The organism is Natronolimnobius baerhuensis (assembly GCF_002177135.1).
In the GTDB taxonomy this organism is placed as follows: Archaea; Halobacteriota; Halobacteria; order Halobacteriales; family Natrialbaceae; genus Natronolimnobius; species Natronolimnobius baerhuensis.
The window spans coordinates 1,081,687-1,107,066 of record NZ_MWPH01000001.1 but is presented as its reverse complement, the minus strand read 5'-3'; the positions used below and the strand labels follow the sequence as shown (position 1 = coordinate 1,107,066).

Here is a 25,380-nt window from a genome sequence, read left to right as displayed (position 1 = left end):
GCCGCGAAATTGGACGTGGATGCTTACTCAGTCGTGCCGCCGCCTTCCTCGAAGAACTCGCCGAGAATCGATTTGAGTCCCTTGCGGAGATGCTGGTGCATCGTCGGTGGTGAGACGTCCATCGCATCAGCGATGTCTTCGCCGGTACTTTCGCGGGGCCAATCGAAGAACCCGCCGTAGTACGCCAGTCGCAGCGTCGTCAACTGTCGATCCGTGAGTTCGTCGAGAATCCGATTTCGCCGCTCTGCGGCGGTTCGTACCGGGCGGTCGACTTCGCGGCGTGCAACGAGTTCCGTGTCCTCGTAGATCATCGCCAGCGCGTCGGCAACCTCTCGAATATCTGCATGTTGTGGCACGTCGACGAGACAGGTTCCGACGCCGTCTTCGACCGTAATATCGCGAATCGTTGCCCCGTGATTCGTCAGCGTCCTGACGCCTGATTCTGCGAGTCGCATCTCGACTGTACAGTGCTGAATGCCGTCGTGGATCAGCCGACACTCCTCGACGGAGTCGTGTTGTTGTGCCGCCTCGAGGACGGTCTCTCCCTCGAGTCCGTCGATGGTGACGTACTGGTACGTTCGGCCGCTTGCGGTCGCCCCGGCCCACTCGAGCGAACACGTACAGTCGTAGTTTCTCGAGAGATCGAACGAGAACGAGTCGCCGCCGTCGATCCGAAACTCGAGTTCGACGACGGTGTCGGCGAGCAGTAGCTGCCGGTTTTTGACGGCCATAATCGTAAAGCCAATCGTCTCACCGAGCAGCTCGAACTCGGCTGTTTCGCTGGTCGTAAACGCATCCTTTCGGCTCGCGAGCACGGTGAGAACGCCGTAGGTAACGTCCTCGTAGGTGATCGGCACCGCAATCGCAGCGCGGACATTGTTTTTTTGTGCGGCAGTCTGGAGGGGGTCGGGCAACGGCTCGGTCTCGAGAATGTGATTGACCATCTGCACCTCGCCGGTCCGTGCGGCCCGTTCGACGGGGCGCTCGTGGTCGACCTCAATGTTACGTGCACACTCGAGATACAACTGTGCATCGCCGGCTTCGATCCGGTGTGAGAGGCCGTCGTTGCCGGTTCGTTCGACGATCCAAGCGCCACTGTATAGTTCGGAGTCGACGAGTTGCTCACAGACCTCGCGCTCGATGGTCTCCCGTGCTGGCGCTTCGACGAGTGTTTCGATGATCTGACGAACGATTGCGTTGATCCGGTTGAGTGTCTCGAGTTCGGACTGGCGCGCCCGGAGTTGGCGCTCGCGTTGGGCGCGTTCTGTGATGTCTCGAGCGAGCCAGACGACTGCGCGGTGGCCATCGAGTCGCTCGTCGGTTGGAACGACTCGGGCTTCGAATCGCTGGCTGCCGTTGGTTGTCTCGCCATCGTACTCGACGGTTTGAATCTCGTCCGTCTGAATCGCCTCGTCGATACAGTGTTGGAGGTCCGTTGCAATGTCATCGGAGAAGACATCGGTGAGATGTGCCCCAATCAACTCTGTCGATCCCATTGAGTACTGTTCGGCGGATTCGGGTCTGAGTTGGGCCTCGAGATAGGTGCCATTCTCGCTGATGACGAACGCCTCATCCGGGAGTTCGTCGGCCAGAATCCGGTGGTAGTCGTGGTCGACCGCCGATTCGGTCGTGGATGGTGCACTCGAGGCTGTCTCGAGAATCCGCTCTATCGCCTCGTCGCTGTCGGCGGGGATGTACTCGTCAGCGTCCGTCCGAACTGCGATTGTCGCCAATGTTTCACTCCCCGATGGCGGTGCCACAACGGTTGGAATCGAGGATGTTCGCTCCTCGACTGCTCGCAACATCGCACGAAGTCGCTCGGGTGTAGTGAGTTCGAAGACGAGCGCTGCCGGCGACTGCGCAAGTGGGGTCAGGTCCGTGGCGCTGTTGGGCGTGAGAAACTGCCGGAGGCCGTCGTTGGATTCCACTGTTGATTGCGTCTCGATACCACTCGTGTCGTGGCCTGCACCGCCGGTCGTGGCATCGAAGTCGGTCTCCCGGTGCTGTGGCCCGTCGGAATTGACGTCGTCCTCGAGGTCGAGTGCAGTGAGTGGAATCGAGTGAACCGTCCGGTCGGTTGCACGCTCGAGTGATTCGCCCAGACGACTCTCACGGTCGTGTGACCTCGTGACGAGCACGATTGGTCCGCTGTTAGGTTTTGTTGTCATACCCACCGGTGGTCCTCACCCACACCTGTTCGTGACGCCACTCCCCTTTCTGCTCAAGACACCGCGTTGGAATAAAAAGGTAGTGGTTCACTACCTGACTCAGTGACCGTGGTTCGATCCCGCGTGATCGTACTCCAGTCGAGACGCTCCAGTGGGCTCGTGTTCGCGGGCGGACCTTAGAGTTCGTTCTGATCTTTCAGGTCCTGTATAATGTCGTCGACGAGTGGCTCCGGTTCATCGTACGGGAAGTCCCCGCCGGATGTCTTCGTGTTCAGCTCCATTGCCGTCATCGAGAAGTCGCCTGTCTCGAATTTCGTTCCGGGGCCATCCGGCAGCGCAGGGACGAGATCCATCGGACTCGAGACGGGGTAGCTAGCGCCTTTGAAGGCGTCGATCATCTGTTCGCGGAGGTCATCTTCAGCAGACATTGTACTCCACCGTTACACACGATAAATAATAAATTTGTGGGTAGTTGGTGTCCCCAGTCCCGTCTCCGAGTAACACGCTCGAGTTCACTCGCTATCAGTATGAGCGGACTAATCCTGTTGACCTGTCAACTACTGTTCGAAACAGTAATTAATCAGCGGTGTGGATTGTCAGGACATGGCTAAAGATACCGTCAGGTACCCCGACGCAGTCGTCGATGAAATCGACGCACTCGTCGACGACGGTATGTTCGAGAGTAAATCCGAGTTCTATCGTTTCTCCGCAGAGTACGTCTTGACGCTTGTCAACGCTGAACACGAAGTCGAGACGTTCAATTTCGACGAGATCAAATCTGAACTCGATATCTCTCGAGCGGACCACGCAAAAGCACTCGGCACCGACGGCGGCACCTTCTTCCTCGATGCCGTCATCACCGTCCGGAAACACGGCCTTCGAGGCGATTACGAGGCGGCCGAGCGCTACATCGATACCCACTACGACTCCACCGATCAGGAGTGTATTATCCTCGAGGAACTACTCGGGACCTATCGAGGCGCCTCAACGTAAACGGAATTTGTTTCCTGCGATATCGCTCTGACTTCCACTCAGCGTGTCGCTCGCCGACCGAAGACGAACACCAAGATGGCGAGCAAGATCACACCTGAGGCGGTTTCCGCGACTGCCAGTACCTGTCCACCGCGAGTTGTCGGTCTGAAATCACCATACCCGAGCGTCGTGAACGTGAGCGCGCTAAAGTAGAGTCCATCGAACAGCGAGATCGACCCGCTCTCGCCGCCGATCTGCTCGATGAGGTCGAACGCCCAGTACGCCAGCCCACAGAGGACGACCGTGAGCGTCCCCGTTCCGAGTACGCGCCATGGGCTCTCACCGTACCGGGCGACGACACTCGGCACAATCGACCGGCATACCATTTGCCAGTTGGCTTCCCGTCGATACTTCCGGAGTTGGATGTCCTTGCGGCCGAGAAAGCACTGACTCGCCAGCCGAGACAGACTGTTCTCGCGGGCGACCGACTCGAGGGTACCGTACGTCTCGGCAGCCTTCTCTACGGCGTCGGCCTCGCTCGTCACGGCGCAGTCCGACGCGACGTCCTCGTTCGAGTGAGGATATCGAGGGTCGTACACACAGTATGGCAACGTTCCACCGCGAGCGCCCGTCTTGAGGCGCTGGAGGGAACTGCGTCGAAGCACCGGTTCCGTGGGGGAACAGAGGAGTTGCCGCCAGCCGTTCGTCTCGGTTTCGGGCCAGAACTGTGTTTTACGATTAATCCGCGCATCCCCGAGTAACGCGCCGTACAGGGCGGTACCAACGAGGTTTGCATCCAGCAGGTGTGCCCTGCTGAGTCGCGCACCTTCGAACGAGGCCCCCACGAGAACCGCTCTCGACAGATTGGCTCCCGACAGGTCCGCTCTCTCGAACGAGGCTTGCGATGCGTCCTCGTCGCCCGTGAAATCCGAATTGACGAAGTCCGCACTCGAGAGATCTGCACGATCAAACGAGGCGTCCGCGGGCAGTATCGCATCGCTCAAATCCACGCCAGCGAGGAACGTCGTGTCGCGACAATCGACTCGCTCGCCGAAGACAGGCGTTCGCTCGCTGTTTGTAAATTCCGTCGAACGGCCGTTTGGCTCCCCCAGGAAGTCCGGTTTGCGGCGAAAGGTCGCCCCGCTGAAGTCGAACTGGCCCTGCGTCCAGTCGGCTGCAGTAAACGCGAACGACGACTCCATCCGTCCACCGGCGAACGAGAGATCCGTTGTCCCATCACACCGTTGGTTGCGAAACGACGTTTCCGAACGGAAGATACTGTCTGCAAACGAGACCCGGCCGTACCAACTGGTCTCGTCGAATCGCACGTGACCGGTACCCGAAGCGGCGAACCTCGAGTCGGCGAACGTTACCGTGCCCTCGGCATCGGTGACGACGTCCGTATCGACGAACGACACGTGTCCATCGCCGTCAGCCCTGAACCGCGCGGCGGCGAAGGTCACGTCGCCGTCGTCCGCGCGCAGGTCCACGCCATCGAACGAGACGCTCTGGGGGCCGGTCGCGGTAACCGTCGTCTTCTCGAAGGAGATGCACCCACCGGCGGCGATGATCTCTGCGTCGTCGAAAAACAACCGTTTCGACGCCTCGAGCGTCGCCTCCTCGAACGAGAGGTCTGTCCCGTCCGATGCGACGAACGTTGCGTCGCTGAACGAGATTTTGCCGCCGACGAGAAACACTGACTCGTCGAACGAGAGGGCTCCCGGTCCGTCGGACTCGAACGTGGCGTCGTAGAACGAGACGTTCGCTGTGCCCTCGGTGTGAAACGTCGCCTCGTTGAACCGGAGATCTCCCTCGCCGTGGGTCTCAAATGTCGCGCGGACGAACCGGACGTTCCCGCTTCCGGTGGTCGTAAACGCCGCCTCGTCGAACGAAAGGTTGCCTGCGCCCTCGGTGCGGAACGTCGCGTCGTCGAACGCGACGGCCCCGTTGCCCGCGGTGGCAAACGCCGTATCGTGAAACGAGACTATCCCGCTCGAGCCGGGAGCGAATGTTGAATCGACGAACGAGACAGGACCGGCCGTCGCGCGGAATGTCAGGTCGTGGAAGAAGACGTTGCCCTCGTCGGCAGTCGAAAACGTTGTATCCTCAAACGAGATGCCCGCGTCCCCTTTGGCCACGAAGTCGGTATCGTAGAACCAGACCTGACCCGACCCGTCCGTGGTGACTATCAGGCCATCGAAAGAGAGCCCCGCCTCAGCAGTGAACGTCGCGTTCCGCGCCGATATCGTGCCATCCGCAGCGGTCATCAACGTGGCGTCGTCGAACCGAACGTTCCCGTCATCTCCGGCGCGAAAGCGTGCACCGTCGAAGACGATGTCTCCGTCGCCGTCGGTTCTGACCGTTGCTCCCTCAAACGAAACGTCGCCATCCTCAGCGATGAACGTCGCACCGGCGAACGAAACCGGCTGCTCTCCGGTCGTCCGTATTGTTGCCCCCTCGAACGAGACGCCGTCCTCGCCACCGCGAAAGACGGCGTGATCGAACCGAATATCCCGATTCTCGTCCGCGACGAACTCGAGATCGGTTGCCTCGACCGACTCGAACGTCGCCCCGACGAACTGTCCGCGGTGTTCTGGCTGATCGGTTCGCGTCCCCTCTCCGGCTGCATCAATCGCGTCCAGCAGTTCAGCCCGCTCGTCGATGTCGGTGGGCCGGTCGTCCGGTGGTGTATGAAAGACGCAGTATCGGTCGCCCTCGAGCTGTCCCTCGTCGTCGCCAACATCGGTGCCACCGGCATCAGCATCACCGCCAGCCGTCATCGGTGGGTGCGGGCACGCCCAGGCCGTTGCGTCGAGGCCCCCTCGATCCACCCGCTGGTCGAGCGTCCACTGCGCTGGCTCGTCCCCATGCCACGTTTCCGGTTCATCCTTTCGAGCCACGTACTCACAGACGGTGTCGCTGTCGCACACGACCGGTCGGTACGCAGGACCATCGCATAACAGTTATCGCCACTCGTCCGGCGATCTACGGATCGAAATCCGGGCCGACCCCGAGCGCCTCGAGATCAATGTTGTCCCGGACGAGCGCTGCAGCGCGGTCATACGGGGTTGTGCCTGAGTCTGTCTCCCCATCTGTGTCCGCTGCAGGCGGCCACTCGATACCCGCAGCGACTGCGACAGCCTCGAGAAATGCGGTTCGCACAGCCGCGGTATCGAACAGACCGTGGAGATACGTCCCGAGGACGGCCCCCCGGGCAGCGCTTGCCTCCTCGAGTGGCACTGAAACCTCCTCGAGCGGGCGGGTGCGACCAGCGTGAATCTCGTAGCCGGTTGCTCGCTCGCCATCTGCCCCAGCGAGCAACGGAGTGGCCGTTCCGTCGACCGTCACCGTCGTCTGCTCGAGGTGCTTGGTCTCCTCGAACCGGGTTTCGACCGGGAGCAGCCCCAGACCGGGAACGGTGTCAGTGTCGTCGGTGCTCTCGAGTGTGGCATTCGTGATCCGCTCGCCGAGCAGTTGATAGCCCCCACAGAGACCGACGATTGGGCCGTCGAACGCCCTGATCGCATCGCCAACTGGCGACTCGCGAAGGCCGCGGAGGTCGTCGACCGTGTTCTTCGTCCCCGGGAGAACGACTGCGTCGGCCGCGACGGCCTCGAGTGGGTCCATCTCTGTGGCGTGGCTGTCCTCAGCGACGGGAACGAACACCACCGACACGCCAGGTTCGGCCGCGAGCGCCTCGAGATCGGTCGCATTCGAGAGTCGGGGAAGTCGCGGCACCGCAATTCGGAGTCGGTTGTCGGCGGGCACGCCATCGTCGTCGCCGAGGACGCCCACCTCGTCTCGAGCGGGCAGTGAAAGGCTGTCCTCTTCGGGGAGTCCGGGGTCGTCGTAGGGGAGGATACCGAGTATCGGAACGTCCGTTCGGGACTCGATTTCCGTGATGCCGTCCTCAAGCAGCGACGGGTCGCCGCGGAATTTGGTGATGACCGCACCGACGACCTGCTCGCGCAACGCGGCGGGCATGAGTTCGAGGGTACCATAGAGACTGGCGAACGCGCCACCGCGTTCGATATCGACGAGCAGGAGGATGTCGGCGTCGGCAAATCGGGCTGTTTCGACGTTTGCAAGATCGCGGTCGTGAAGATTGATTTCGGCGATACTCCCCGCGCCTTCGGCGATGATCACGTCGTTCTCGGCTGCGAGTCGCTCGTAGGACTCGAGGGCGCGCTCGCATGCATCGTCCCAAAAATTGTCGTAGTACTGGGACGCAGGGACGTGTTCGCGGGCGTGACCCTGCACGACGAGTTGGCTCTCGCCATCGCCTCGAGGCTTCAACAGAACGGGGTTGCAGTCAGTCGTCGCTGTCATCCGCGCTGCTCGCGCCTGAACGAACTGTGAGACGCCGATTTCGCCCCACTGCGTGTTCGAGTCGTCCGCGAGTCCGTCACTCGAGGGCGGACTGGGAACGACTCGAGCGTTGTTACTCATGTTCTGTGCTTTGTATGGGGCGACATCGATGCCCTGGTCGGCAAGCACGCGACAGAGACCGGCGGCGACGGTCGATTTGCCGACGTGGCTTGCGGTACCAGCAACCAGCAGGGTGTGAGTCATCCGCGTACGACACGCCACGCGAGTCGGGCGTATCGGCCTATCGGTTTTCGGTGTCGACGGCGCTATTCGTCCTCGTCGTTGCCCGGAACCGGCTTCTCACCATCTTCGAAGACGACTTCCTCACCACTGTGCGGTTCGATATGGCTCAGGATTTCGTGGGGGACGTAGCCGATGTTGTATCCCTCCTCGTTGTGGGGGACAATGCCTTGTTCGTACTCGCGGAAGTCGACGCAGTTGATCTCCTCGTCGGCGTTACCGGGTTTGAAGATGACCTTCATGCCCCAGCCGACCACGGACACCCGGTTCGGGCTACGCCTTGCAGATGAAAGTCACTTTCAGGATCGGCGATACTTTTCCCCTCACTCGAGCAACACTGCCAGTCCAGGCGTTCGCGTGGCACTCGTGGGGCGTCGGTTTGTTCCCACTGTCGAATGGGATCGAGAATTGATCAGCTAGCGGACTCATTTCCCTCGCGATATCGCCGCTCCCAGCGTGGGCCTGCGCGACTCGAGAGGATGTAGCCGAGTGCACCACAGACGAGTCCCGCACCAGCGAGGCCGACGGCGAGTATGGGCGTCGGTGAGGGAGTGACGAAGCCAGCCACGAGCGCTGGGACGAGTGGAATGGCAATGCCGACGGTAAAGCCGGTAAAGCGGACCGAATCGAACAGGAACTCGTTGGGATCGAAGCCGGCGACGGCGACCGTGAGCCCATAGTAGTACAGGCCATAGCCCGCAAGCAGCACCGCGCCGACGGCGGCGTCGAGGGGCGTTGCGCCGTACCAGAGCACTGCTGCGAGATACGGTACTGCGACCGCTGGCGCACCGACCAGGACGAATGCGATTCGCTTTGCGCGAAAGACATCCGTGACTGAAACCGGGTAGATTCGATACGCCTCGAGCGAGTCGAACTGGGTGAGCCAGTTGTAGGTGGTAAACGCCGAGAGGCCGAGGACGCCGCCGAAGAGAATCCCCGGCGCGGGTTCGATGCCGGTGATCGATTCGACGACGCCGACGAGGCCGACCACGAGCGCGAACAGGATGCCTGCCGAGACAAAGGGTTTCCAGACGCCGCCAGCCGACCGCGTGAGGTCGAGTAAGCTCTTCGCGACGAGCGCGTCAGTCCTCGTACCGGTCGGGAGACGCTCACGTAGCTGGCCGAACCGTGCGCTTGTTGCCTCGCGCTGGGCGGGGCGGCCGTCTGTCGGATCGAACGCCGCAACTGCTGTGACACTGGCGATGGCCGTCGCGAGTGCGAGCCCACCCGCCGTTGCCAGCGACCCCGAAACAGGGACGAGCAGGCCTCGAGCGGGCTCGAGCAGACCGGTCGTCCACAGCCCAAGTGCAAGAATCACGACCGAGAGTCCGATGATCCACACCGGCACGCTCCGACTGCGCGCGGCGATCAGTGCGACAGTCACCGTCATCCCGGCGGCAAAGACGAGGCCCAACGAGAGCCACAATGCGGGAATCTCGAGCAGCGCACGGAACGACAGGTCGCCCGCTGCTGCGAGTGGAACAGCAGCGAGCGCCATCGGGGCCACGACAACGAGGCCGTAAAACAGCAGATCCTTCAGGAGAAAGAGCCCGAGCAGCCGCCGTCGCGACAGTGGCAACGTCTCCGCCGTCGAGAGGACGAGTGAGAGTCGGCCGAAGACGTTCTCGAGCATCGACGAGCCTGCGAAGGCGGCCGTGCCGCTGTAGAGACCGAATCCAAGCGCAAGGACGTGGAGTCCGGTGACAATCGTCGTTGCGTCGGTCCCAGTCGTCTCGAGTGCGACGACGCCACCGATGGCCAATGCGGCGATGACGAGCGGAAAGCCGGCAAATCGCCAGCCACCGAACAGTCGCACGTGGAGTCGCCACTCCTCGCGGACCAGCGTCGTGAACAGCCGCCAGGTTGTCGTTTGCCCGCCGGCTAAGCGAGTCACCGCGCTCATGGCTGTGCGTGTGGGTCGTCGCTCTCGAGTGCTGAGACTGGCATATCTCGCGTCGCGGCATCGCCGACGTGCTCGAGGAAGACCTCGAGCAAGGGAGTATCTGTAGCTGAGCTACTGTCGCTCTCCGCGCTGGCATCTTCGTCGCCTGTCGCGGTGAGCGTTCGCTCGGTGACGAGTTTGCCGTCGGCGACGATGCCCACGCGCGTACAGATTTCCTCGGCGACATCGATGTTGTGCGTTGAGACGAACACGGCGTTATCGTCGGCCGCGTACGCGGTGAGAAACCGCTTGACCTGCTCTTGGACCAGCGGATCGAGGTTCGCAAGTGGCTCGTCGATCAGGACGACGTCGGGTTCGTGGATGAACGCCTGTGCGATCATCACTTTCTGTTGCTGACCGCGCGAGAGATCGGTATGCAGCGTCTCGAGTTTGCCCCGAAAGCCGAGTCGGTCTGCCCAGTGGTCGATCCGATCAGCGACAGTGTCGGCCTCGAGATCGCGAACGTCGCCGACGAACTCGAGGTACTCACGCGGCGTAAGAAAGCTCGGTGGCGAGCCACGTTCGGGGACGATACCGACACGCCGGCGTGTTTCGAGTGGCTCGACTGTCGGATCGGTGTCGAGGACGCGAATCGTTCCCGAATCCGGCTCGAGTTGGCCAGTCAGCGCCTGGAGTGTCGTTGTCTTCCCGGCACCGTTTGGGCCGAGAAAGCCAAACACCTCGCCACGGTCGACGTGAAAGTCCATGCCGTCGACCGCCTGTACTGTGCCGTAGGACTTGCAGAGTCTGTCCACCCGTATGATGCCCATTCAGCGACACTTATCAATGATCGGTAATAACTATGCTGGCATCGGCAGTCGACTCATCGATACTCTTGTGACTGGTTACCAACCTATCGCGGTGATCGCTGGTAAGCGACTCCTCTCAGAACTCCGTTCCCTGACGGGCGCGCTGGCCGTCCTCGATTGGATGGCGGTCTTTCCGAACGTTCGTGAGCAAGTCGACGTGGTCCTCGAGATACGTCGGCTTCTCATGACTACCAGAGAGTACCAACTCGAGGTCGTCGGGTTTGGTGTCGATCAACTCGAGTACGTCGGCTTCGTCGATTAGCCCGCGGTCGGCAGCGTACAGCACTTCGTCGAGGATCAGCATGTGCACTCCTTCCTCGGGGTCGGCCTCGAGGTCGATAGGTTCCGAGAGGTCGGCACTCGCAGCCGCCTCGAGTAGCTCCGTTGCGCGCTCGAGTCCGGCCTGTGCCTCGGCTTCGTGGCCCGCATCGTCGCTGCCGTCGGCCATGCCGTGCCAGCCGTAGTGGCCGAGATTTTCGTAGCTGATCCCCGGAAGCGCTTCGATTGCGTTGTACTCGCCGCGGACGGCGTCGACGCTCGAGGCCCCGCCTTTCATGAACTGCAAGAGGTGCACGCGATAGCCGTGACCGGCAGCGCGGACGCCCATTCCGAGCGTTGCGGTGGTTTTGCCTTTGCCATCGCCCCACCAGGCCTGGACAAGGCCAAACTCCTCGGGTGCGGCTGGTTCGATCCGTGTCGCTTCCGGCGTCTTGCCGCCGCCGGGTGTGTTCTCGAGTGGGGACTCGCCACGTTGCTGTTCGCTCATACTGGCGTCGTCGGGTCGATGGCACATGTAGGCACCGACTGGCGCAGTGCATCTCTCACTATCCTGTTGGAGTGGGGTGGGCCTCTGTGCGGACGACTGCGCCAAGGTAGACGGCAATCGCGACGATTACGATTGTGCCGCCGGGGCGAAGACTGAACTGCCAGGAGAGGGCGAGACCAGTCAGGACGGCGAGTTCGCCGATCACAATCGACGTATACAGCGTCTCTCGAAAACTGCTGGCGAGCAACGAGGCGGCTGCGACGGGGACGACGAGCATCGCTGCGACGAGGATGACGCCGAGGATCTGCATCGAACCGACGACGACCAGCGCGGTGAGCACGATGAGGAGTCCGTTGTACGCAGAGACAGGGACTCGAGCGACGCGGGCTGCCTGCTCGTCGAACGTGATAAACAGGAGTTGGTTGTACGCGAGGGCAACGACGCCGACGACGACGAGACTCAACAGCGCCATCAGCGCGACGCTCTGTTCGTCTGTGACCGAGATGTTCCCGAACAGGTAGCTGTTGATATCGACGAACGCGAAGCCGCCGCCGACGTCGATAAACAGCGTTCCGAGGGCGAAACTCCCGGTGAGCATGATCGCAATGGGGACATCGCCGTAGGCACCGGTTCGGGTCGCAAGCAGTTGGACGCCGAGTGCGCCGACGATTGCGGCTGCGAGCGCAACGAGCAGCAATCGCGCGTCCCAGCCCGACGCAGCAAAGAGGAGCGTCCCGAACGCGACGCCAGCAAACGCCGTGTGCGCGAGCGTTTCGCCGATCAGTGCCATCTCACGGTGGACGAGGAACGTTCCGATGACCGGCCCGACGATGCCAATGAAGACGCCGACGGTGATCGTATTCCACATGAACCGGTAACAGGCCAGTTCCGTGCCGAGTGCCCGTCCTGTGCGACAGCCAGCATCGAAGAACCGCTCGGGCAGGAGTCCGAACGCAAGCGGGAGGAAAACGGCCACGACAGCGACCCCGATGACGCCAAGCAATGCGTGGACGGCGCGTTCGAATCCGCGTCTCATCTATTCATAGTCGGATGCATCGTGTCCTTAGTCCCCGTTCTCTGCCCCGAGTGCGCGTTCGAACGCAGGGAGATTGATTTCGTCCATCTGCCCGATGTAGCCGCCGTGACCATCTTCGACCCACTCCTCGACGACGCTCTCTGCGGGTGAGACCATCACCGTCTCGACCGCGCCCTCGGCTTCCGCCGCAATCGTCTCGGCGGTATCCGGCCCGTCGAAGTAGTCCCAGAGGACGTACTCGAGGCCGTGTTCCTCGACGAACTCGACGGCAGCGGCGATCTCTCTCCCGCTTGGCTCGTCATCCGGCGAGAGGCCAACTGGCGTGTGAATCTCGAAGCCGTAGCGTTCGGCAAGATACTGAAACGAGTCGTGGCCAGCGAGGACGACGTGATCGTGGTCGCGGTCCTCGAGCGTGGCCTGAAATCGGCTATGAAGCGCCTCGAGATCCTCGATGTAGCTGGCGGCGTTGTCCTCGTAGCGCGTGGCGTTGTCGGGGTCGAGGTCGATCAATGCGTCGCGGATGTTCCTGACGCCGTCTTGGGCGAGGACGGGGTCGGCGAAGAACTTCGCGTCGTAGTCGCCGTGGGTGTGGTCGTGATCGTGTCCATGGCCACCATCGTCCGCGTGCGCGTGGTCTCTGCCATCGCCAACCTGTACCTCGAGCGGCGGGGCCTCCCACCCACTGGTTCCATCCTCGAGCACCCGCAGGACGACCGTTGCATTGCCATCCTCCTGCCCGTCGATCTCGAGTCTCTCGCCACTGGTCTCGACGGTCAGGGTGTTGGTGTCTCCCTCGAGAGCGGACTCGAGCGTATAGTCGTCGTCTGCAAGGGAGAGCGCCTCTCCATCGTCGGTCTCGAGATGCACCGTGAACTCGACGGTCTCATCGACTGGGACCTCGAGCGGAACGTCGTGCCAGTGGTCGCCGTGCGCGTCGGCGACGACGTGTCCGTGGTCGTCCTCGAGTGCGATCACATGAATTGAGAGCGAGTCATCGTGGCCGTGTTCGTGACTGTGCCCGTGTGTATGGTCGTCATCGTACTCGCGCAGTTCGATTCCGGCAGCGGCGTCGATCAGGGCGACATCGTCTGCGTGGTCGGCTTCGATCCGCTCGCGGGCGGTATCAACCCACGGCTGGAAGCCCTCGACGTCGAAATAGACGAACGCATCGGATTCGACCACGTTCGGGAGCATGTCCGTCGTTGGCTCCCATTCGTGGCCGTGTTGGCCGGTTGGGACAGCGTTCTCGGTCGTCCCCGCATCACCGACGACGGAGCGTGTAAACTCAGCAAGCGTAAAAAACGAGGCGTACACATCGGTAGTCTCGGCCCCACTGCCGCCGCCATCAGCACGGTCACCGAGACAGCCAGCGAGGAACCCCACACCGACTGCGCCGGCACCGAGTAAAACGTTCCGTCGCGTCCGAGTCATTGATAGGTTTGTCGACGCTCGGGAACCTTATGTACACTGTTTGGCTTCCCCAGTCACGTTCTGGAAGTCTTCAAGAAAACCGAGACGCAATGTCCGCTTCTGTGATAATCCCGACCGTCTCGCCCGCTTCCGTGATCATCACGGCTTTGTAGTGCTCGAGCAGGTTGCTGATCTCGTCGAGCGTGGCATCTTTCGAGACGGTTGGAAAACTCTCGCTCATGTGTTCCTCGATGGGTTCGTCACGGGCTTCAGAATCGAGATGGACGAGATCACTCTGACTGATCGAGCCGACTGGGATTCCGTCTTGAATCACCGCAAGTTGGGAGTAGGCTTCCTCTTCCATCTTTTGTGCGGCGACCTTGACCGCATCCGTCGGCGCGACGTTGACAACGGCTTCGTTCATCAGGTCCTTCGCGCGGACGACGTCACTTTCTGCTTTCTCTAAGGCGTTGACAATTCGACGTAGCGTCGAGAGTCGTGGATCGACATCGCCGCCTTCGATCCGAGCGATCAAGGGCTGGGAAACCTCTGCTTTCTCGGCGAGTTCACTCTGCGTCAGCCCGAGTTCGGTTCGGCGCTGGCGAAGATCAGCAGGCGTCGGGAGTTCCATACGAGCCAATAACTACGGGTTATCAAAAGTACTTTGGGTCGGTGGCAGTTGTAGCCACTCTCGAGGACACTCGAGCGTCTGTGCTGGAACGGCCGACAGCGCCACCGCTTTTGGAGTTATACTGTCTAAAAACGTATAAAACGCTTTTCACTTGTGTCGCCGGAAAGCGACAGTCAGTTCGCTATTAGTTGCGGACGACGTTCGTCGCGCGTGGGCCCTTTGGGGCCTGTTCGATATCGAATTCGATCTCGGTCCCTTCCGTCAGATCCTCACCGCCAACGTCCTCCATGTGGAAGAATACGTCGTCGTCAGCATCCTCTGTGTCGATGAAACCGTAGCCGCCTGTGTCGTTGAAGAAATCAACTTTACCGTTTGCCATTACAACTCTACAAATGCCCACCACACGGTTAAGGCTTCTGTATTCGTCCGGAAATAGTCGATACCAGCTCAAATTCATTTTCTGAAAAGCCATTCTAGGAGTCATTCGTCTACCAGCGGTCGCTAATTTTTGTCTCCGTGTTCGATCCAGACAGTTTACAGCCAATTCCTGCGGAATCCGTTGTTCTCGCCTGCGCTCTCGAGTGCTCTCCCAACGGCACACTCCAAGAGGTTTTACGTCTCTCTCGAGAATACTGGATATGAATTCTAACGATGTTCGGCGCCAGTGGGCCGACCGTTCCGGAGAATACTCACCGGAATACTACGCCTACTACGGGCCGGACGACACGAGCGACGGAATTTGCCGGACGCTCGAGCAGTTCGTCGACCGAACTGCGCCCGTCCTCGAACTCGGGTGTAGCTCCGGCCGGCATCTCGCACACTTGTACGAGCATGGCTTCGAGAACGTGACCGGCATCGAACTCAACGGTGATGCACTCGAGGTGATGGAAGAGGCCTATCCCGACCTCGCAGCCGACGGCGAGTTCCATATCGACGCAATCGAAGGTGTGGTCAGTGACTTTGCTGATGATGAGTTTAGCGTCGTCTACTCCGTTGAGACGCTGCAACACCTCCACCCAGACGCAACGTGGGTGTTTGATGAACTCTCGAGAATTACGAGTGACGTACTCATTACGGCTGAGATCGAACACGATGACCTCGAGCAGACAGCCGAGACCGCCCCGAGCGTCCAGTACATCGATGACGAGTTCCCGCTCTATCATCGAGACTGGAACGAGATTTTCACCAGTCGCGGCTTCGACGAGGTCGACGTCTCGAGCGGCGAACGAGAGACGATTCGGACGTTTCGACCGCCGTCGTCGGACGCTCAGTAATAGTTCCGGACAGTCGCGTCGCTCTGTGTCTATTTTGTCACCGTCTCGAAAGCCTCGAGACGGAAGAAACGAACGTCAATTCAGCGCCATCACAGCGGCTGAACGCAGTCGTTATTCGTCGTCTTCTTCGGTTTCGATAACTTCGAGGACCGACAGCGGCACGTCTCGAAGCGCGCCACCGATCTCGCTCTTCGCGATCCGTGAGGCGTGTTCCTCGCCCTCGGCGTTGAAGACCTCCATCTCGAGGCCGAGGCCGACGAGTGCGGTTCCCGCGGCGACGAACGCGGAGTCGAACGGTTCGCCGCAGGCGGGACACCCCGTCGCGCCGACTTCGACTTCGACGTAGTCCATGTTCTCACTGTTAAGTCGCTTTCCGGCTTCGCTGACAGCGACACCGATTGCATCATCAATTGCATCAACGTCACGGACGAGCCATGCGGCTTCCATCGCGACGAGATAGTTTCCCATACATGGATGTAGGGCCGAAGGGTTTCGTTCTTTGCGGTTCATCCCCGCCAGCATCGTCCTCTGTCATGCGCAACCGTGCCATAGCGGCCTCGAGAGCGCGCACGAACGAGGGATAATGCGCATAAGTTACGAGAATTGCTCAGGTCAACTCCCACCACCATAGCCGGATCCAGATTTGAATACAGGTGCAGTTGTGTCTGCAGCAACTCGAGTTGAATCGCAAGACTGCGTCGACCCTATACCGACTCGACAATCGGTATACGTCCCGCGGTTCAGGAAAGCTTATATACAACCCTGGTCTCAGCCTCGCCTGAACGCTGATGATATCCCGCGTGTACCACGCAACCCTGTTCGCCCTGTATCAACTGTGCATCGTGGTCGGCATCACGATGATGCCCCTCGCCATTGCCGCTCGACAGGCTGGCGTCACCCTGCCAATCCACCGCCTCCTCGAGAACCTCGAGGACGCATACACCGCCACCCAGCCCTAATCACAAGCTCGCGTTTTCTCCCGTCGGTTGTTCCGTTTTGGTTTCACCCGCGTTGAGTCGTCGGCTCCCCAGACATGATGGGTAGCGGAAACGACGGTGGTGAACGCCGGTCTTTTATATTATTCCGGTCGTAAGGTACGGTCAATGCGTACACCTCAGCATAACACGGACTTCTACGGGACGGTCGACCAGTTGGCCGATGACACGGATCCCTACGCGCCGGAAGTCGGTCCGATGCCCCAGAACGACCTCTCGATGAACGATCTGGACAACGTCAACAAGACCGGAACGACGACGATTGGTATCACAACGACCGACGGCGTCGTCATCGCGACGGACATGCGCGCCAGCCTCGGCGGCCGATTCGTCTCGAACAAGAACGTCCAGAAGGTCGAGCAGATTCACCCAACCGCTGCGCTCACCCTCGTCGGCAGCGTCGGTGGCGCACAGTCGTTCATCTCGACGCTGCGCGCGGAAGTCAATCTCTATGAATCCCGACGCGGCGAGGGAATGAGCATCGACGCACTCGCGACGCTCGCAGGCAACTTCGCCCGCGGCGGCCCGTTCTTCGCCATCCACCCAATTCTGGGCGGCGTCGACGACGAGGGCAGCCACGTGTACAGCATCGACCCAGCCGGCGGTGTCATGAAAGACGACTACACGGTCACTGGCTCCGGGATGCAACTTGCCTACGGTCACTTAGAGCAGGCCTACGAAGACGGCCTCTCGAACGACGAAGCGACGACTATCGCCGCTCGCTCGATCAAATCCGCCGCCGAGCGTGACACTGGCTCCGGCAACGGTGTCTTCCTCTGTGAGATCACCGAGGATGGCGTCGACATCCACGGTCACCACGACTTCGACGAAGTCGTCTAAAACGACTCACTGCCGTCTTTCGTTTCGGAGTGCCATTTCACCGCGAGTTACAGCACCGCGACGTCGCAACTCGAGTCGACGCACTCACGTCTCGAGTCCACACAGTAACTCTCGCTCGACTTGAATGCAAAAAAACGTAGACCGGAACCATCCTAACGTCGCGTTCGATTACTCGAGGCGCGTCGTTGCTTCGGTCTCGGATTGGGCCTCGGATTCGCTTTCCGTCTCGCTCGCGAGGTCCGTCTCCGATGCTCGCTCCAACTCCGGCATCTCGATGGCTTCTGCCTGGCCGCTCTCGCTCGAGCGATAGATCGCGTCGATAACGCGCTGGACGAGCAGCGCCTCTTCGATTGTGTTCGTCTCCGGTTGTCGGCCTGCTGCAATTGCGTCGAGGAACTGTTCGTCTTGCTGGGCGTAGCCAGTGATCGAGGCGTCACCGGTCAACTGAATGTCCGCGTAGTGTTCGACGCCAGCCGTGCCGGCCTCGAGCAACTCGATGTCCGTATCGCCGATATCGAACTGCGCGCCGCCTTCGGTGCCACGAATCCGGAAGTCCATGCTCTCTTCGCGGTTGGTCGCCCAGGCGGCCTCGAGTGAGATTGTTTGGCCGTCGGCCGTGCGGATGAAGGCGCTGACGGAGTCGTCGACTTCGTAGGTTTCGGCTTCTGCATCCCAGTTGTCGCCGAAGCCCTCGGGGTCGGCGTACTCCTCGCGGGTGCCGAAGGTCGTTCGGGTGACACCCGAGACTTCGGTGATCTCGGGGAACTCGAGCGTATAGAGGGCGAGGTCGAGCGCGTGGACGCCGATATCGAGCAGCGCGCCGCCGCCGGCGAGGTCGGGATCGGTAAACCAGGAGCCGGGACCGGGAACGCCGCGTCGGCGGACGTAGTTCGCTTCGATGTGGGTCAACTCGCCGAAGCGCCCGCGTGCGTGCTGTTCGTTGAACATCGCCATCGAACCGGCGTGTCGGTTGTGGAAGCCGACCATGCAGATAGCATCGCTCTGTTCAGCAGCGGCTGCGATGCGCTCGGCGCTCTCGAGGGTATGTGCAAGCGGCTTTTCGACCAGGACGTGACAGCCTGCCTCGAGTGCAGCAACCGTGATTGGTTCGTGGAATCGGTTTGGCGTCGTCACGATGACGGCATCGACGGCGTCGTCGACGACGAGGTCCTCGTGGGTTTCGTACGTCGCAGCGTCGAACTCACTGCCAAAGCGGTCGCGTTGTTCAGGAACCAGATCCGCGCCGGCAACGATATCAGCGCCGAGGTCTTCGATACTTCGGGCGTGGAGATGCCCCATGCCGCCGAGTCCAACGATACCGACACCGATTCCGGTGCCAATCACCGTGAAACACCTCGCTTCTGGGTTCGGAAGACGCACTGTCGTGGAGAACACTGTCGTTTTGATCCCAAATACGGACGGTCCCAGTTCATACAGACACGCAGGCAGCCACCGAAATAAGGGTTGTGACCGCTCTCGGCTACTATCGCCTCAACGGACAGTATAGATTCTCTAACACTCATTCTCGAGATAGTGTCTCCGTTTCTGAAACGGCTATTCTCTACGCCACGCTGTCAGTGACTGCGCTGTGTCTCGACCAGTTCGACGATCACCTCGAGCGAGGTGCCGGTTGCTGTCTCGAGGCGCTCGCGGACGTCATCGGCGAAGTTGTCGGGAAGTTCTGTCCCGGGCGGGCGCTCGACGAGAACGGTGGCGACCGGCTGTTGGCCGGTGTAGACATCGAGCAGTTCGTATTCGAACGCGACTTCCTGGAACGCGACGCCCTCGAGCGGTGGATCCGCGCTCATGGCCTCGAGTTCGGTCTGGACGTCGTGTTCGACGGCGGCGGTCTGGTACGTGCCGTAGGTGACGCCGCCGAGGACGGCCGTCAGGAGCACGATTGCAACGCCGAGAACGAGCACTCGCGACCGCAGGCGGCCGTAGGCTCGCTCGAGATCTGTGTCCTGGGCGGGCCGGTAGCCTGCCAGCCAGAGCAAGAGCAAGGCGGTGAGGTTGATCGAGAGCATGTTGACGAGGACGAGCGTGCCGGCGGTGATGACGACCGTTGGATCGCCCCATGCGATTCCGAGGCCGGCGGTTGCTGCGGGCGGAATGAGCGCGACTGCAATCGCGACGCCAACCAGCACGGAGCCGACGTCGCGAACGAGACTGATGACGCCAGCAACGCCGGAGCCGAGTGCGAGAAACAGTGCGAGAAGTGTTGGACTGATTCGTTCGGCGACCTGTGGAATCGTCGTGATATCGAGACCGGGTGGCAATAGGACGGTTCCCCGGAGAACCCATCCGAGGACGGCCGCCGTCACGACGGCGAGAACGAGTCCGCTTATCTGGAGCGTTACACCACGCTGTGCGAGATTCTCGTCGTCGACAACGACGCCGACGCTTGCAGCCAGCGCGGGTCCCATAAGCGGTGCAACGACCATCGCACCGATGATCGTCGCCGCCGAATCCAGCAACAAGCCAGCGGTCGCGATTATCGTACTCACGACGAGCAACGCGTAGTACGTCGACGCTGCCGGCGCGAGATCTGCCGCTCGAGCCTGTAACTCCTCCCGAGAGATGCGCGTCCCGCTAAACTGGCCGTGGAGGTCATCGGCTCGACTCGAGACAACGGTTTCTGCGGCGGTAACGACCGTATAGGCTTGCTCGTCGAGGCCAGCGCGTCGCAATGCCTCGAGTAGTGGCTCGACGCCAGGTGGCGGTGTTGGGATGGAGACGATTGCTTCGAACTCATCGTGGCTCGTCTCCGCGGCGACGCCGTAGTCGAGGCCGGTCGATTCGACCGTCTCGAGGACGAGGTCCAGTTCCCCCCGTGGAACGAACACCTGTACCAGACGCATACCACGTAGACGACGGCTACGGGGATAATCTGTGTGCCATGCTCACACGGCGATGACTATCACAGGAACGAGTGAAAAAACGTCTTAGAACGTCTCTCGGCCGTCGTCAGTGATGACGCTCTCGAGCAACTCGACCGGCGTTGCGTCGTAGTTTGGATTTGCGACGGCAAATCCCTCTGCGGGTTCGGGCATAACTTCACTGCCCGGCCGGTACTCGTTCTCGAAGACGAACCCTTCGGTGACGATCTTCGAGGCGGCCCCGAGGACGGTCACCGGCACCTCGAGGTGGGCTGCCGTCGCCGCGATTGGGAACGTCCCAACACGATTGTAGAGCGTGTCGTCGACGATGCAGTCCATACCGACGATGACCTGATCGCACTCCGGCAGGTAGTGGCCGTGTGCGCTGTCGGTGATCAGCGTTGGCTCGACACCATCGAGACCAGCGAGCGTGCGGGTGGTCTTCCGGCCAATGTAGCGCGGGCGCGCTTCGGTAACGTAGACGTCAAACGTCTTGCCCGCATCAACGGCTTGCTCGAGGGCCTCGATAATTGTCGAGGAGTAATCGTGCGTGAGCAACGTTGCGCCGTCCTCGAGATAGTCGACGGCGTTTTCGGCGGCTCGTTGCTTGGCCGATTCGACCCGTGAGATGACGGTATCGATACGCTGCTGTGTCAGTTCTTTTGCCTCCTCGACAGTGTCTGGGTCAGCCTCTGCGACCGCCTCGACGACTGCTCGAACCGCATTCTGTAGTGACGCGTGCGAGGGATTTGCCCGCCGTAACACCGAGCCGTTGCGCTCGAGGTCGCGAACGTACTCCTCGACGGTGGCGAACTCTCGCTCGAGCAACTCCTCGAGTGCTCGGGTGGCCCGTACGGCGACTACCGAGGAGCTGTGTGTCTGCATTTCCTGGATCTCCTCGACCGTCTCGTCGATCATACTGCAACGGATTCCCGTCAGCGGCAAAGGTGTTCCGGGTATTGTCAGCCACAGTCGAGTCGTTCGCGCTCCGGAACGGACTACGCGTCAGTCTCGAGGCCGAAAATCCGCTGTAGCTCTCGCTCAATTCCTGCACAGAGTTCCTCGAGAACAGGCTCAAACTGCTCGTGGTCGGCCACGGGGCCGACGCGGTCCTCGAGGTCGTCCGGCAGGTCGACGCGAAACTCGCCGTCGCCGGTGTAGACCGGCTCGCTTTCGGCCAAGACCTTCCGGTCGATTGCCTTGAGCACCCGCGAGTCGTAGTGGCCGTGGAGTTGGTTGTACGCACTCGAGTACGCCGCCTGTAGTTCGTCGAAGTAGTGGACGTATTTGTCCTCGAACTTGTCGGGGTCGAACTCGGTCGTGCCGTCGCTCATGGCTGACTCTGTGGCCGCGAGCGGGTAAACGTACCCGGTTCGAGAGCATCGAATGGGCGACCGCAGGCTTACGGTCTCCACGCGCGTAGAAGCGTTCATGTCCGTCACCGTTCGATACACCTGTCCCCACTGCGACGCCGTCGTCAGCGTCGAGCGCGCACTCGAGCTCGCGGATCGGTCGGTCACCACGAGTCCCCAGCCCGGCTGGGAGTACGCCGAGCCGACCGACGACGACCTCGAATCGGCCGACGGGATCGAGTTTCGCTGCGGTGAGGACGGCCCCGTCACTGATCTCGAGGGTGAGCCAGTCGCGGGCTGTGGGCGACTCTTCTACCTGAATTTCGTCCGCTACGAGCAGGGCGTCGAACTCGACCCGGATCCGCCGACGTACGGCGGGCCGCGATTCGATTTCAACGCATAGCGTTGCATCCGCGGGCGTCCTCGAGAGGGAGCGGTGTTATCGATCTATAGGATACTCCCCCTGTACGAGGCCTCGGGGTTGGATATGCACAGATGTACTTACTTGTAGCCTCACTGAGTACATTCAGTCAATGGCCCAATTCGGTTTAGAAGAGCCACTACTTCTGTTGCATGTCGGCGTCTTCACTATTACTGGGCTTGTCTGTCTCGTGAGTCTTCGCGGTCTGGCACGCATTGAAGACGCAGACACTCGACGTGGATTGGGTGCGTTACTCGTTCTCTCCTGCGGGTGGACGTTCGCCCACGTCGCGTACCTTCTCGCACCGACCCCAACACTTCAGTATATAGCCTTCCTCGGAGGCCTCATCATCGGAATCGCGTCAGTTGGACCGTGGCTGTACTTTTGTTCGGCTTACACCGGTCGGACTCTTCACCGAATGCGTACAGTCCGGTGGGCAGCACTCGCCACATTCCTTGCGGTCGTCTTGGTGAAGGTTACAAATCCAATTCACGGTCAGTATTTTTCTGCTGAGGTTGACACCACTCCCTTCCGACATCTGGCCATCCATCACGAACCGCTTCACTGGATTATCATGGGACTGGCGTACGCACTCGCCAGCATTGGTCTGTTCATGCTTTTTGAACTCTTCACAAAGGTCAGTTACGAGACGACGCCGCTGGTAGTCGTAGTTGGCCTTACGGGTGTGCCCGTCGTCTTCGATTTTCTGGGAAACGTTACGCCATATCTTCTTGAAGTTACGTACTCGCCGTTGGGAGTTGCAGCCTTTGCCGTCGGCATCCTCTACGTGTACGTCGAACGGTTCCAAACCGTCCAACTGACCGGCGAATCAGACAATCCCGTCATTCTACTGGACCAGGCTGACTGCGTCCACGAATGGAATCACACCGCTGAAACCCTCTTTCCTGGGCTGGAACACGCCGAGCAGGAACCAGTAGACGCTGTCGATTCTGCGCTTGCGGATGCGTTGGACGGTCCAGATCAGATTATTCCCATCACGCAGTTCAACCCCACGCGCTACTATCGAGTCACCACAAATCCGTTTTCGGCCGATAGCACGCGGATCGGACGGATGATCACGTTGACCGACGTGAGCGAACGTGAGCAGTACCGGCGGAAGATCGAACGTCAGAACGAACGCTTGGAGCAGTTCGCCAGTATTGTGTCACACGATCTCCGCAATCCACTCACCGTTGCCAAAGGAGGACTTGAACTGGCGTCGGAAACCGGCGAACTGGACCATCTAGCGTACGTCGAGGAGGCTCACCAACGAATGGAAGCCCTCATCGAGGATCTGCTCTCACTCGCCCGGTCTGGGATAGACATCGACGAAACCGAATCGGTCGAACTCGGGACCGTGGCTCGAGAGAGTTGGGAGATGGTCGACAGTGCCGAGGCAACTCTTGCGGTTGCTGATTCACTGACGGTTCAGGCTGACCGCGAACGATTACGACAAGCCCTCGAGAATCTCTATCGGAACGCCATCGAGCACGGTGGCGAGGACGTGACTATCACAATCGGGACTCTGTCGGATGATGCGGGATTCTTCGTCGAAGATGATGGGGTTGGGATTCCATCGGAACACCGGGATGAGTTGTTTGAGCCGGGATTTACGACCCAGCAAGGGGGGACAGGGTTTGGTCTCGCTATCGTAGCCGAGATTGTTACCGCACATCAGTGGGAAATCTCGGTCACAGAGAGTGCAGCTGGCGGTGCGAGATTTGAGATTCGCGGTATCGAGTCCAGTTCAGAGTAGCTGTTCTCTACTTTTGCACGCGGATTGATCGATTCGCGGATCGGATCCTAACAAGAGTGACGGACGAACGCGAACAGTGTACTCCTGTACACCGTGAGCGAGACCCACAACACAAACCAGTGGGAACACAACTCTTTTCGACGCTGCGACGGACGATTCTGTATGGACGAAGCCGCTGTTCGCGACCGCCTCCGGACGGTCGAAGATCCGGAACTCGGCGACGATATTGTCTCGCTCGGACTCGTCAACGACATCAGCGTCGAGGACGGCGAGGACGGCCTCGAGATTGCCATCGACCTCGCACTCGGTGCGCCCTACTCGCCGACCGAATCCGACATCGCCGGGGAAATTCGTGAGTTGTTCCTCGAGGAGGGTATCGACCCCGACCTCTCGGCGAGCATTCCCGACCGCGATGACGTGGTGACGGACGAGCAGGTGCTGCCGGGCGTCAAGAACGTCATCGCCGTCTCCTCGGGCAAGGGGGGCGTCGGGAAGTCGACCGTCGCGGTCAACCTCGCGGCAGGACTCTCCCAACTCGGCGCGCGCGTCGGCCTCTTCGATGCGGACGTGTACGGCCCGAACGTGCCGCGGATGGTCGACGCCGACGAGCCGCCGGGTGCAACCGAGGACGAGACGCTCGTTCCGCCCGAAAAGTACGGCGTGAAACTGATGAGCATGGCCTTCCTGACCGGCGAGGACGACCCTGTCATCTGGCGCGGGCCGATGGTCCACAAGGTCATCACCCAACTCACCGAGGACGTCGAGTGGGGCGCACTCGACTACCTCGTCGTCGACCTCCCGCCGGGCACCGGCGACACCCAACTGACGATGCTCCAGACGATGCCCGTCACCGGCGCAGTGATCGTCACGACGCCCCAGGACGTTGCCCTGGACGACGCGCGCAAGGGCCTCGAGATGTTCGCCAAACACGACACCGTCGTGCTGGGGATCGCCGAGAACATGTCCTCTTTTGCCTGCCCCGACTGTGGCGGCCAGCACGACATCTTCGGCTCCGGCGGTGGCAAGGAGTTCGCCGACGCCCACGAGATGCCGTTCCTTGGCTCGATTCCGCTCGATCCGTCCATCCGCGAGGGCGGCGACGGCGGGACGCCGACCGTGCTCGAGGACGACAGCGAGGCGGGCGACGCGTTCCGGATGCTCACCGAAAACGTCGCGAACAACACGGGGATCGTACACCGGCGCGGAGCGTCCCAGTCCCGTCACAACGAGACTGCCTCTCGCTCTCCGGAGCAATGACGAGCGACGAGGTCGACGAGTCGTTCGACACCGACCCGGACCCCGAACGGGTTGCACTCCTCCGAGCGGTCGCAGACGACGTTCGCGGCGAGACGAGCGAGAGCAAGCAACTCGCGAACATCCTCTATCGCACCAGCGACCTCTACGACGAGGACGAGGAGACCACGCCCGAGGAAATCGTCCGCAACGTGAAGTTCATTCTCGAGGTCAACGAGCGCGGCGGACTGGGTCGCTGACTGGGAGATATAGATCGCTACTTGGCTG

25 protein-coding genes are annotated in these 25,380 nt (G+C 60.9%); 8 read left to right on the top strand and 17 right to left on the bottom strand.

The genetic code is table 11. The annotated features are described in order from the left end of the window. Positions 1-23: 23 nt before the first annotated feature. Together B2G88_RS05275 and B2G88_RS05270 are read right to left on the bottom strand one after the other, a co-directional pair. Positions 24-2,168 (bottom strand): bacterio-opsin activator domain-containing protein, encoded by a 2,145-nt coding sequence (locus tag B2G88_RS05275; RefSeq protein WP_087714165.1) that lies wholly within the window; start codon positions 2,166-2,168, stop codon positions 24-26. A 176-nt stretch (positions 2,169-2,344) separates the two neighbouring features. After that, positions 2,345-2,596, bottom strand: a complete 252-nt coding sequence (locus tag B2G88_RS05270; RefSeq protein WP_087714164.1) for an MTH865 family protein — start codon at positions 2,594-2,596, stop codon at positions 2,345-2,347. Positions 2,597-2,771: 175 nt separating this feature from the next. Here B2G88_RS05270 and B2G88_RS05265 point away from each other — a divergent pair, with 175 nt between their 5' ends. After that, the gene (locus tag B2G88_RS05265) at positions 2,772-3,161 is read left to right on the top strand and encodes a CopG family transcriptional regulator (protein ID WP_087714163.1); all 390 of its coding nucleotides are present in this window, start codon (positions 2,772-2,774) and stop codon (positions 3,159-3,161) included. A gap of 38 nt (positions 3,162-3,199) precedes the next feature. On the opposite strand, the gene B2G88_RS05260 is transcribed toward B2G88_RS05265, so the two are convergent. The 10 genes from B2G88_RS05260 to B2G88_RS05215 form a co-directional block, all read right to left on the bottom strand. Further along, positions 3,200-6,070 carry a pentapeptide repeat-containing protein gene (locus tag B2G88_RS05260; protein ID WP_087714162.1) on the bottom strand — a complete coding sequence of 957 codons (2,871 nt, stop codon included), beginning with the start codon at positions 6,068-6,070 and terminating at the stop codon, positions 3,200-3,202. A gap of 55 nt (positions 6,071-6,125) precedes the next feature. Further along, entirely contained in the window at positions 6,126-7,712 is a 1,587-nt protein-coding gene (locus tag B2G88_RS05255; RefSeq protein ID WP_087714161.1) for a cobyric acid synthase, read from the bottom strand. A gap of 62 nt (positions 7,713-7,774) precedes the next feature. After that, positions 7,775-7,990 carry a hypothetical protein gene (locus B2G88_RS05250; protein WP_054863546.1) on the bottom strand — a complete coding sequence of 72 codons (216 nt, stop codon included), beginning with the start codon at positions 7,988-7,990 and terminating at the stop codon, positions 7,775-7,777. Between the two features lie 170 nt (positions 7,991-8,160). Continuing rightward, positions 8,161-9,651 carry a hypothetical protein gene (locus B2G88_RS05245; protein WP_054863533.1) on the bottom strand — a complete coding sequence of 497 codons (1,491 nt, stop codon included), beginning with the start codon at positions 9,649-9,651 and terminating at the stop codon, positions 8,161-8,163. Beyond that, the gene (locus B2G88_RS05240) at positions 9,648-10,460 is read right to left on the bottom strand and encodes an ABC transporter ATP-binding protein (RefSeq protein ID WP_087714160.1); all 813 of its coding nucleotides are present in this window, start codon (positions 10,458-10,460) and stop codon (positions 9,648-9,650) included. The genes B2G88_RS05245 and B2G88_RS05240 overlap by 4 nt, the downstream gene beginning before the upstream one ends. A 115-nt stretch (positions 10,461-10,575) precedes the next feature. Next, positions 10,576-11,292: a cob(I)yrinic acid a,c-diamide adenosyltransferase gene (locus B2G88_RS05235; RefSeq protein ID WP_087714159.1), complete on the bottom strand. Its 717-nt coding sequence runs from the start codon at positions 11,290-11,292 to the stop codon at positions 10,576-10,578. A gap of 31 nt (positions 11,293-11,323) precedes the next feature. Further along, positions 11,324-12,301, bottom strand: a complete 978-nt coding sequence (locus B2G88_RS05230) for a metal ABC transporter permease (RefSeq protein ID WP_054863535.1) — start codon at positions 12,299-12,301, stop codon at positions 11,324-11,326. Positions 12,302-12,328: 27 nt separating this feature from the next. Then, positions 12,329-13,732, bottom strand: a complete 1,404-nt coding sequence (locus B2G88_RS05225; RefSeq protein WP_087714158.1) for a metal ABC transporter solute-binding protein, Zn/Mn family — start codon at positions 13,730-13,732, stop codon at positions 12,329-12,331. Positions 13,733-13,802: 70 nt separating this feature from the next. Then, positions 13,803-14,342, bottom strand: a complete 540-nt coding sequence (locus B2G88_RS05220) for a CBS domain-containing protein (protein ID WP_054863536.1) — start codon at positions 14,340-14,342, stop codon at positions 13,803-13,805. A gap of 184 nt (positions 14,343-14,526) precedes the next feature. Next, positions 14,527-14,721: a cold-shock protein gene (locus B2G88_RS05215; RefSeq protein ID WP_054863537.1), complete on the bottom strand. Its 195-nt coding sequence runs from the start codon at positions 14,719-14,721 to the stop codon at positions 14,527-14,529. Between the two features lie 259 nt (positions 14,722-14,980). Between B2G88_RS05215 and B2G88_RS05210 the strand changes: the two genes are divergently transcribed. Next, positions 14,981-15,616, top strand: coding sequence for a class I SAM-dependent methyltransferase (locus tag B2G88_RS05210; protein WP_054863538.1), 636 nt, complete (start codon positions 14,981-14,983; stop codon positions 15,614-15,616). A 111-nt stretch (positions 15,617-15,727) separates the two neighbouring features. Here B2G88_RS05210 and B2G88_RS05205 read toward each other — a convergent pair whose 3' ends face one another. Further along, positions 15,728-16,084 carry a DUF555 domain-containing protein gene (locus B2G88_RS05205; RefSeq protein ID WP_054863539.1) on the bottom strand — a complete coding sequence of 119 codons (357 nt, stop codon included), beginning with the start codon at positions 16,082-16,084 and terminating at the stop codon, positions 15,728-15,730. A gap of 320 nt (positions 16,085-16,404) precedes the next feature. Here B2G88_RS05205 and B2G88_RS19465 point away from each other — a divergent pair, with 320 nt between their 5' ends. Both B2G88_RS19465 and psmB read left to right on the top strand, forming a co-directional pair. Further along, entirely contained in the window at positions 16,405-16,575 is a 171-nt protein-coding gene (locus tag B2G88_RS19465; RefSeq protein WP_176393180.1) for a hypothetical protein, read from the top strand. 144 nt (positions 16,576-16,719) lie between these two features. Continuing rightward, positions 16,720-17,451, top strand: a complete 732-nt coding sequence (psmB, locus tag B2G88_RS05200; RefSeq protein ID WP_054863540.1) for an archaeal proteasome endopeptidase complex subunit beta — start codon at positions 16,720-16,722, stop codon at positions 17,449-17,451. 168 nt (positions 17,452-17,619) lie between these two features. On the opposite strand, the gene B2G88_RS05195 is transcribed toward psmB, so the two are convergent. The 4 genes from B2G88_RS05195 to B2G88_RS05180 form a co-directional block, all read right to left on the bottom strand. Beyond that, complete coding sequence (locus B2G88_RS05195; RefSeq protein ID WP_087714157.1) at positions 17,620-18,795, bottom strand: Gfo/Idh/MocA family protein; 1,176 nt, start codon at positions 18,793-18,795, stop codon at positions 17,620-17,622. Between the two features lie 230 nt (positions 18,796-19,025). After that, positions 19,026-20,312 (bottom strand): TIGR00341 family protein, encoded by a 1,287-nt coding sequence (locus B2G88_RS05190; RefSeq protein WP_087714156.1) that lies wholly within the window; start codon positions 20,310-20,312, stop codon positions 19,026-19,028. An 84-nt stretch (positions 20,313-20,396) separates the two neighbouring features. After that, the gene (locus B2G88_RS05185; RefSeq protein WP_054863541.1) at positions 20,397-21,248 is read right to left on the bottom strand and encodes a translation initiation factor eIF-2B; all 852 of its coding nucleotides are present in this window, start codon (positions 21,246-21,248) and stop codon (positions 20,397-20,399) included. A gap of 80 nt (positions 21,249-21,328) precedes the next feature. Continuing rightward, a complete protein-coding gene (locus B2G88_RS05180) occupies positions 21,329-21,664 on the bottom strand; it encodes a DUF5783 family protein (protein WP_054863542.1) in 336 nt (111 codons plus the stop codon). A 97-nt stretch (positions 21,665-21,761) separates the two neighbouring features. Between B2G88_RS05180 and B2G88_RS05175 the strand changes: the two genes are divergently transcribed. The 4 genes from B2G88_RS05175 (at position 21,762) to B2G88_RS05160 (ending at position 25,352) form a co-directional block, all read left to right on the top strand. Continuing rightward, the gene (locus B2G88_RS05175) at positions 21,762-22,085 is read left to right on the top strand and encodes a hypothetical protein (protein WP_054863547.1); all 324 of its coding nucleotides are present in this window, start codon (positions 21,762-21,764) and stop codon (positions 22,083-22,085) included. 130 nt (positions 22,086-22,215) lie between these two features. Further along, the gene (locus tag B2G88_RS05170) at positions 22,216-23,859 is read left to right on the top strand and encodes a sensor histidine kinase (protein ID WP_087714155.1); all 1,644 of its coding nucleotides are present in this window, start codon (positions 22,216-22,218) and stop codon (positions 23,857-23,859) included. A gap of 162 nt (positions 23,860-24,021) precedes the next feature. After that, on the top strand, positions 24,022-25,116 hold the full coding sequence (locus B2G88_RS05165; protein ID WP_087714154.1) for an Mrp/NBP35 family ATP-binding protein: 1,095 nt from the start codon (positions 24,022-24,024) through the stop codon (positions 25,114-25,116). Further along, positions 25,113-25,352 (top strand): hypothetical protein, encoded by a 240-nt coding sequence (locus tag B2G88_RS05160; protein WP_054863543.1) that lies wholly within the window; start codon positions 25,113-25,115, stop codon positions 25,350-25,352. The genes B2G88_RS05165 and B2G88_RS05160 overlap by 4 nt, the downstream gene beginning before the upstream one ends. The last annotated feature ends 28 nt before the right edge of the window (positions 25,353-25,380 follow it).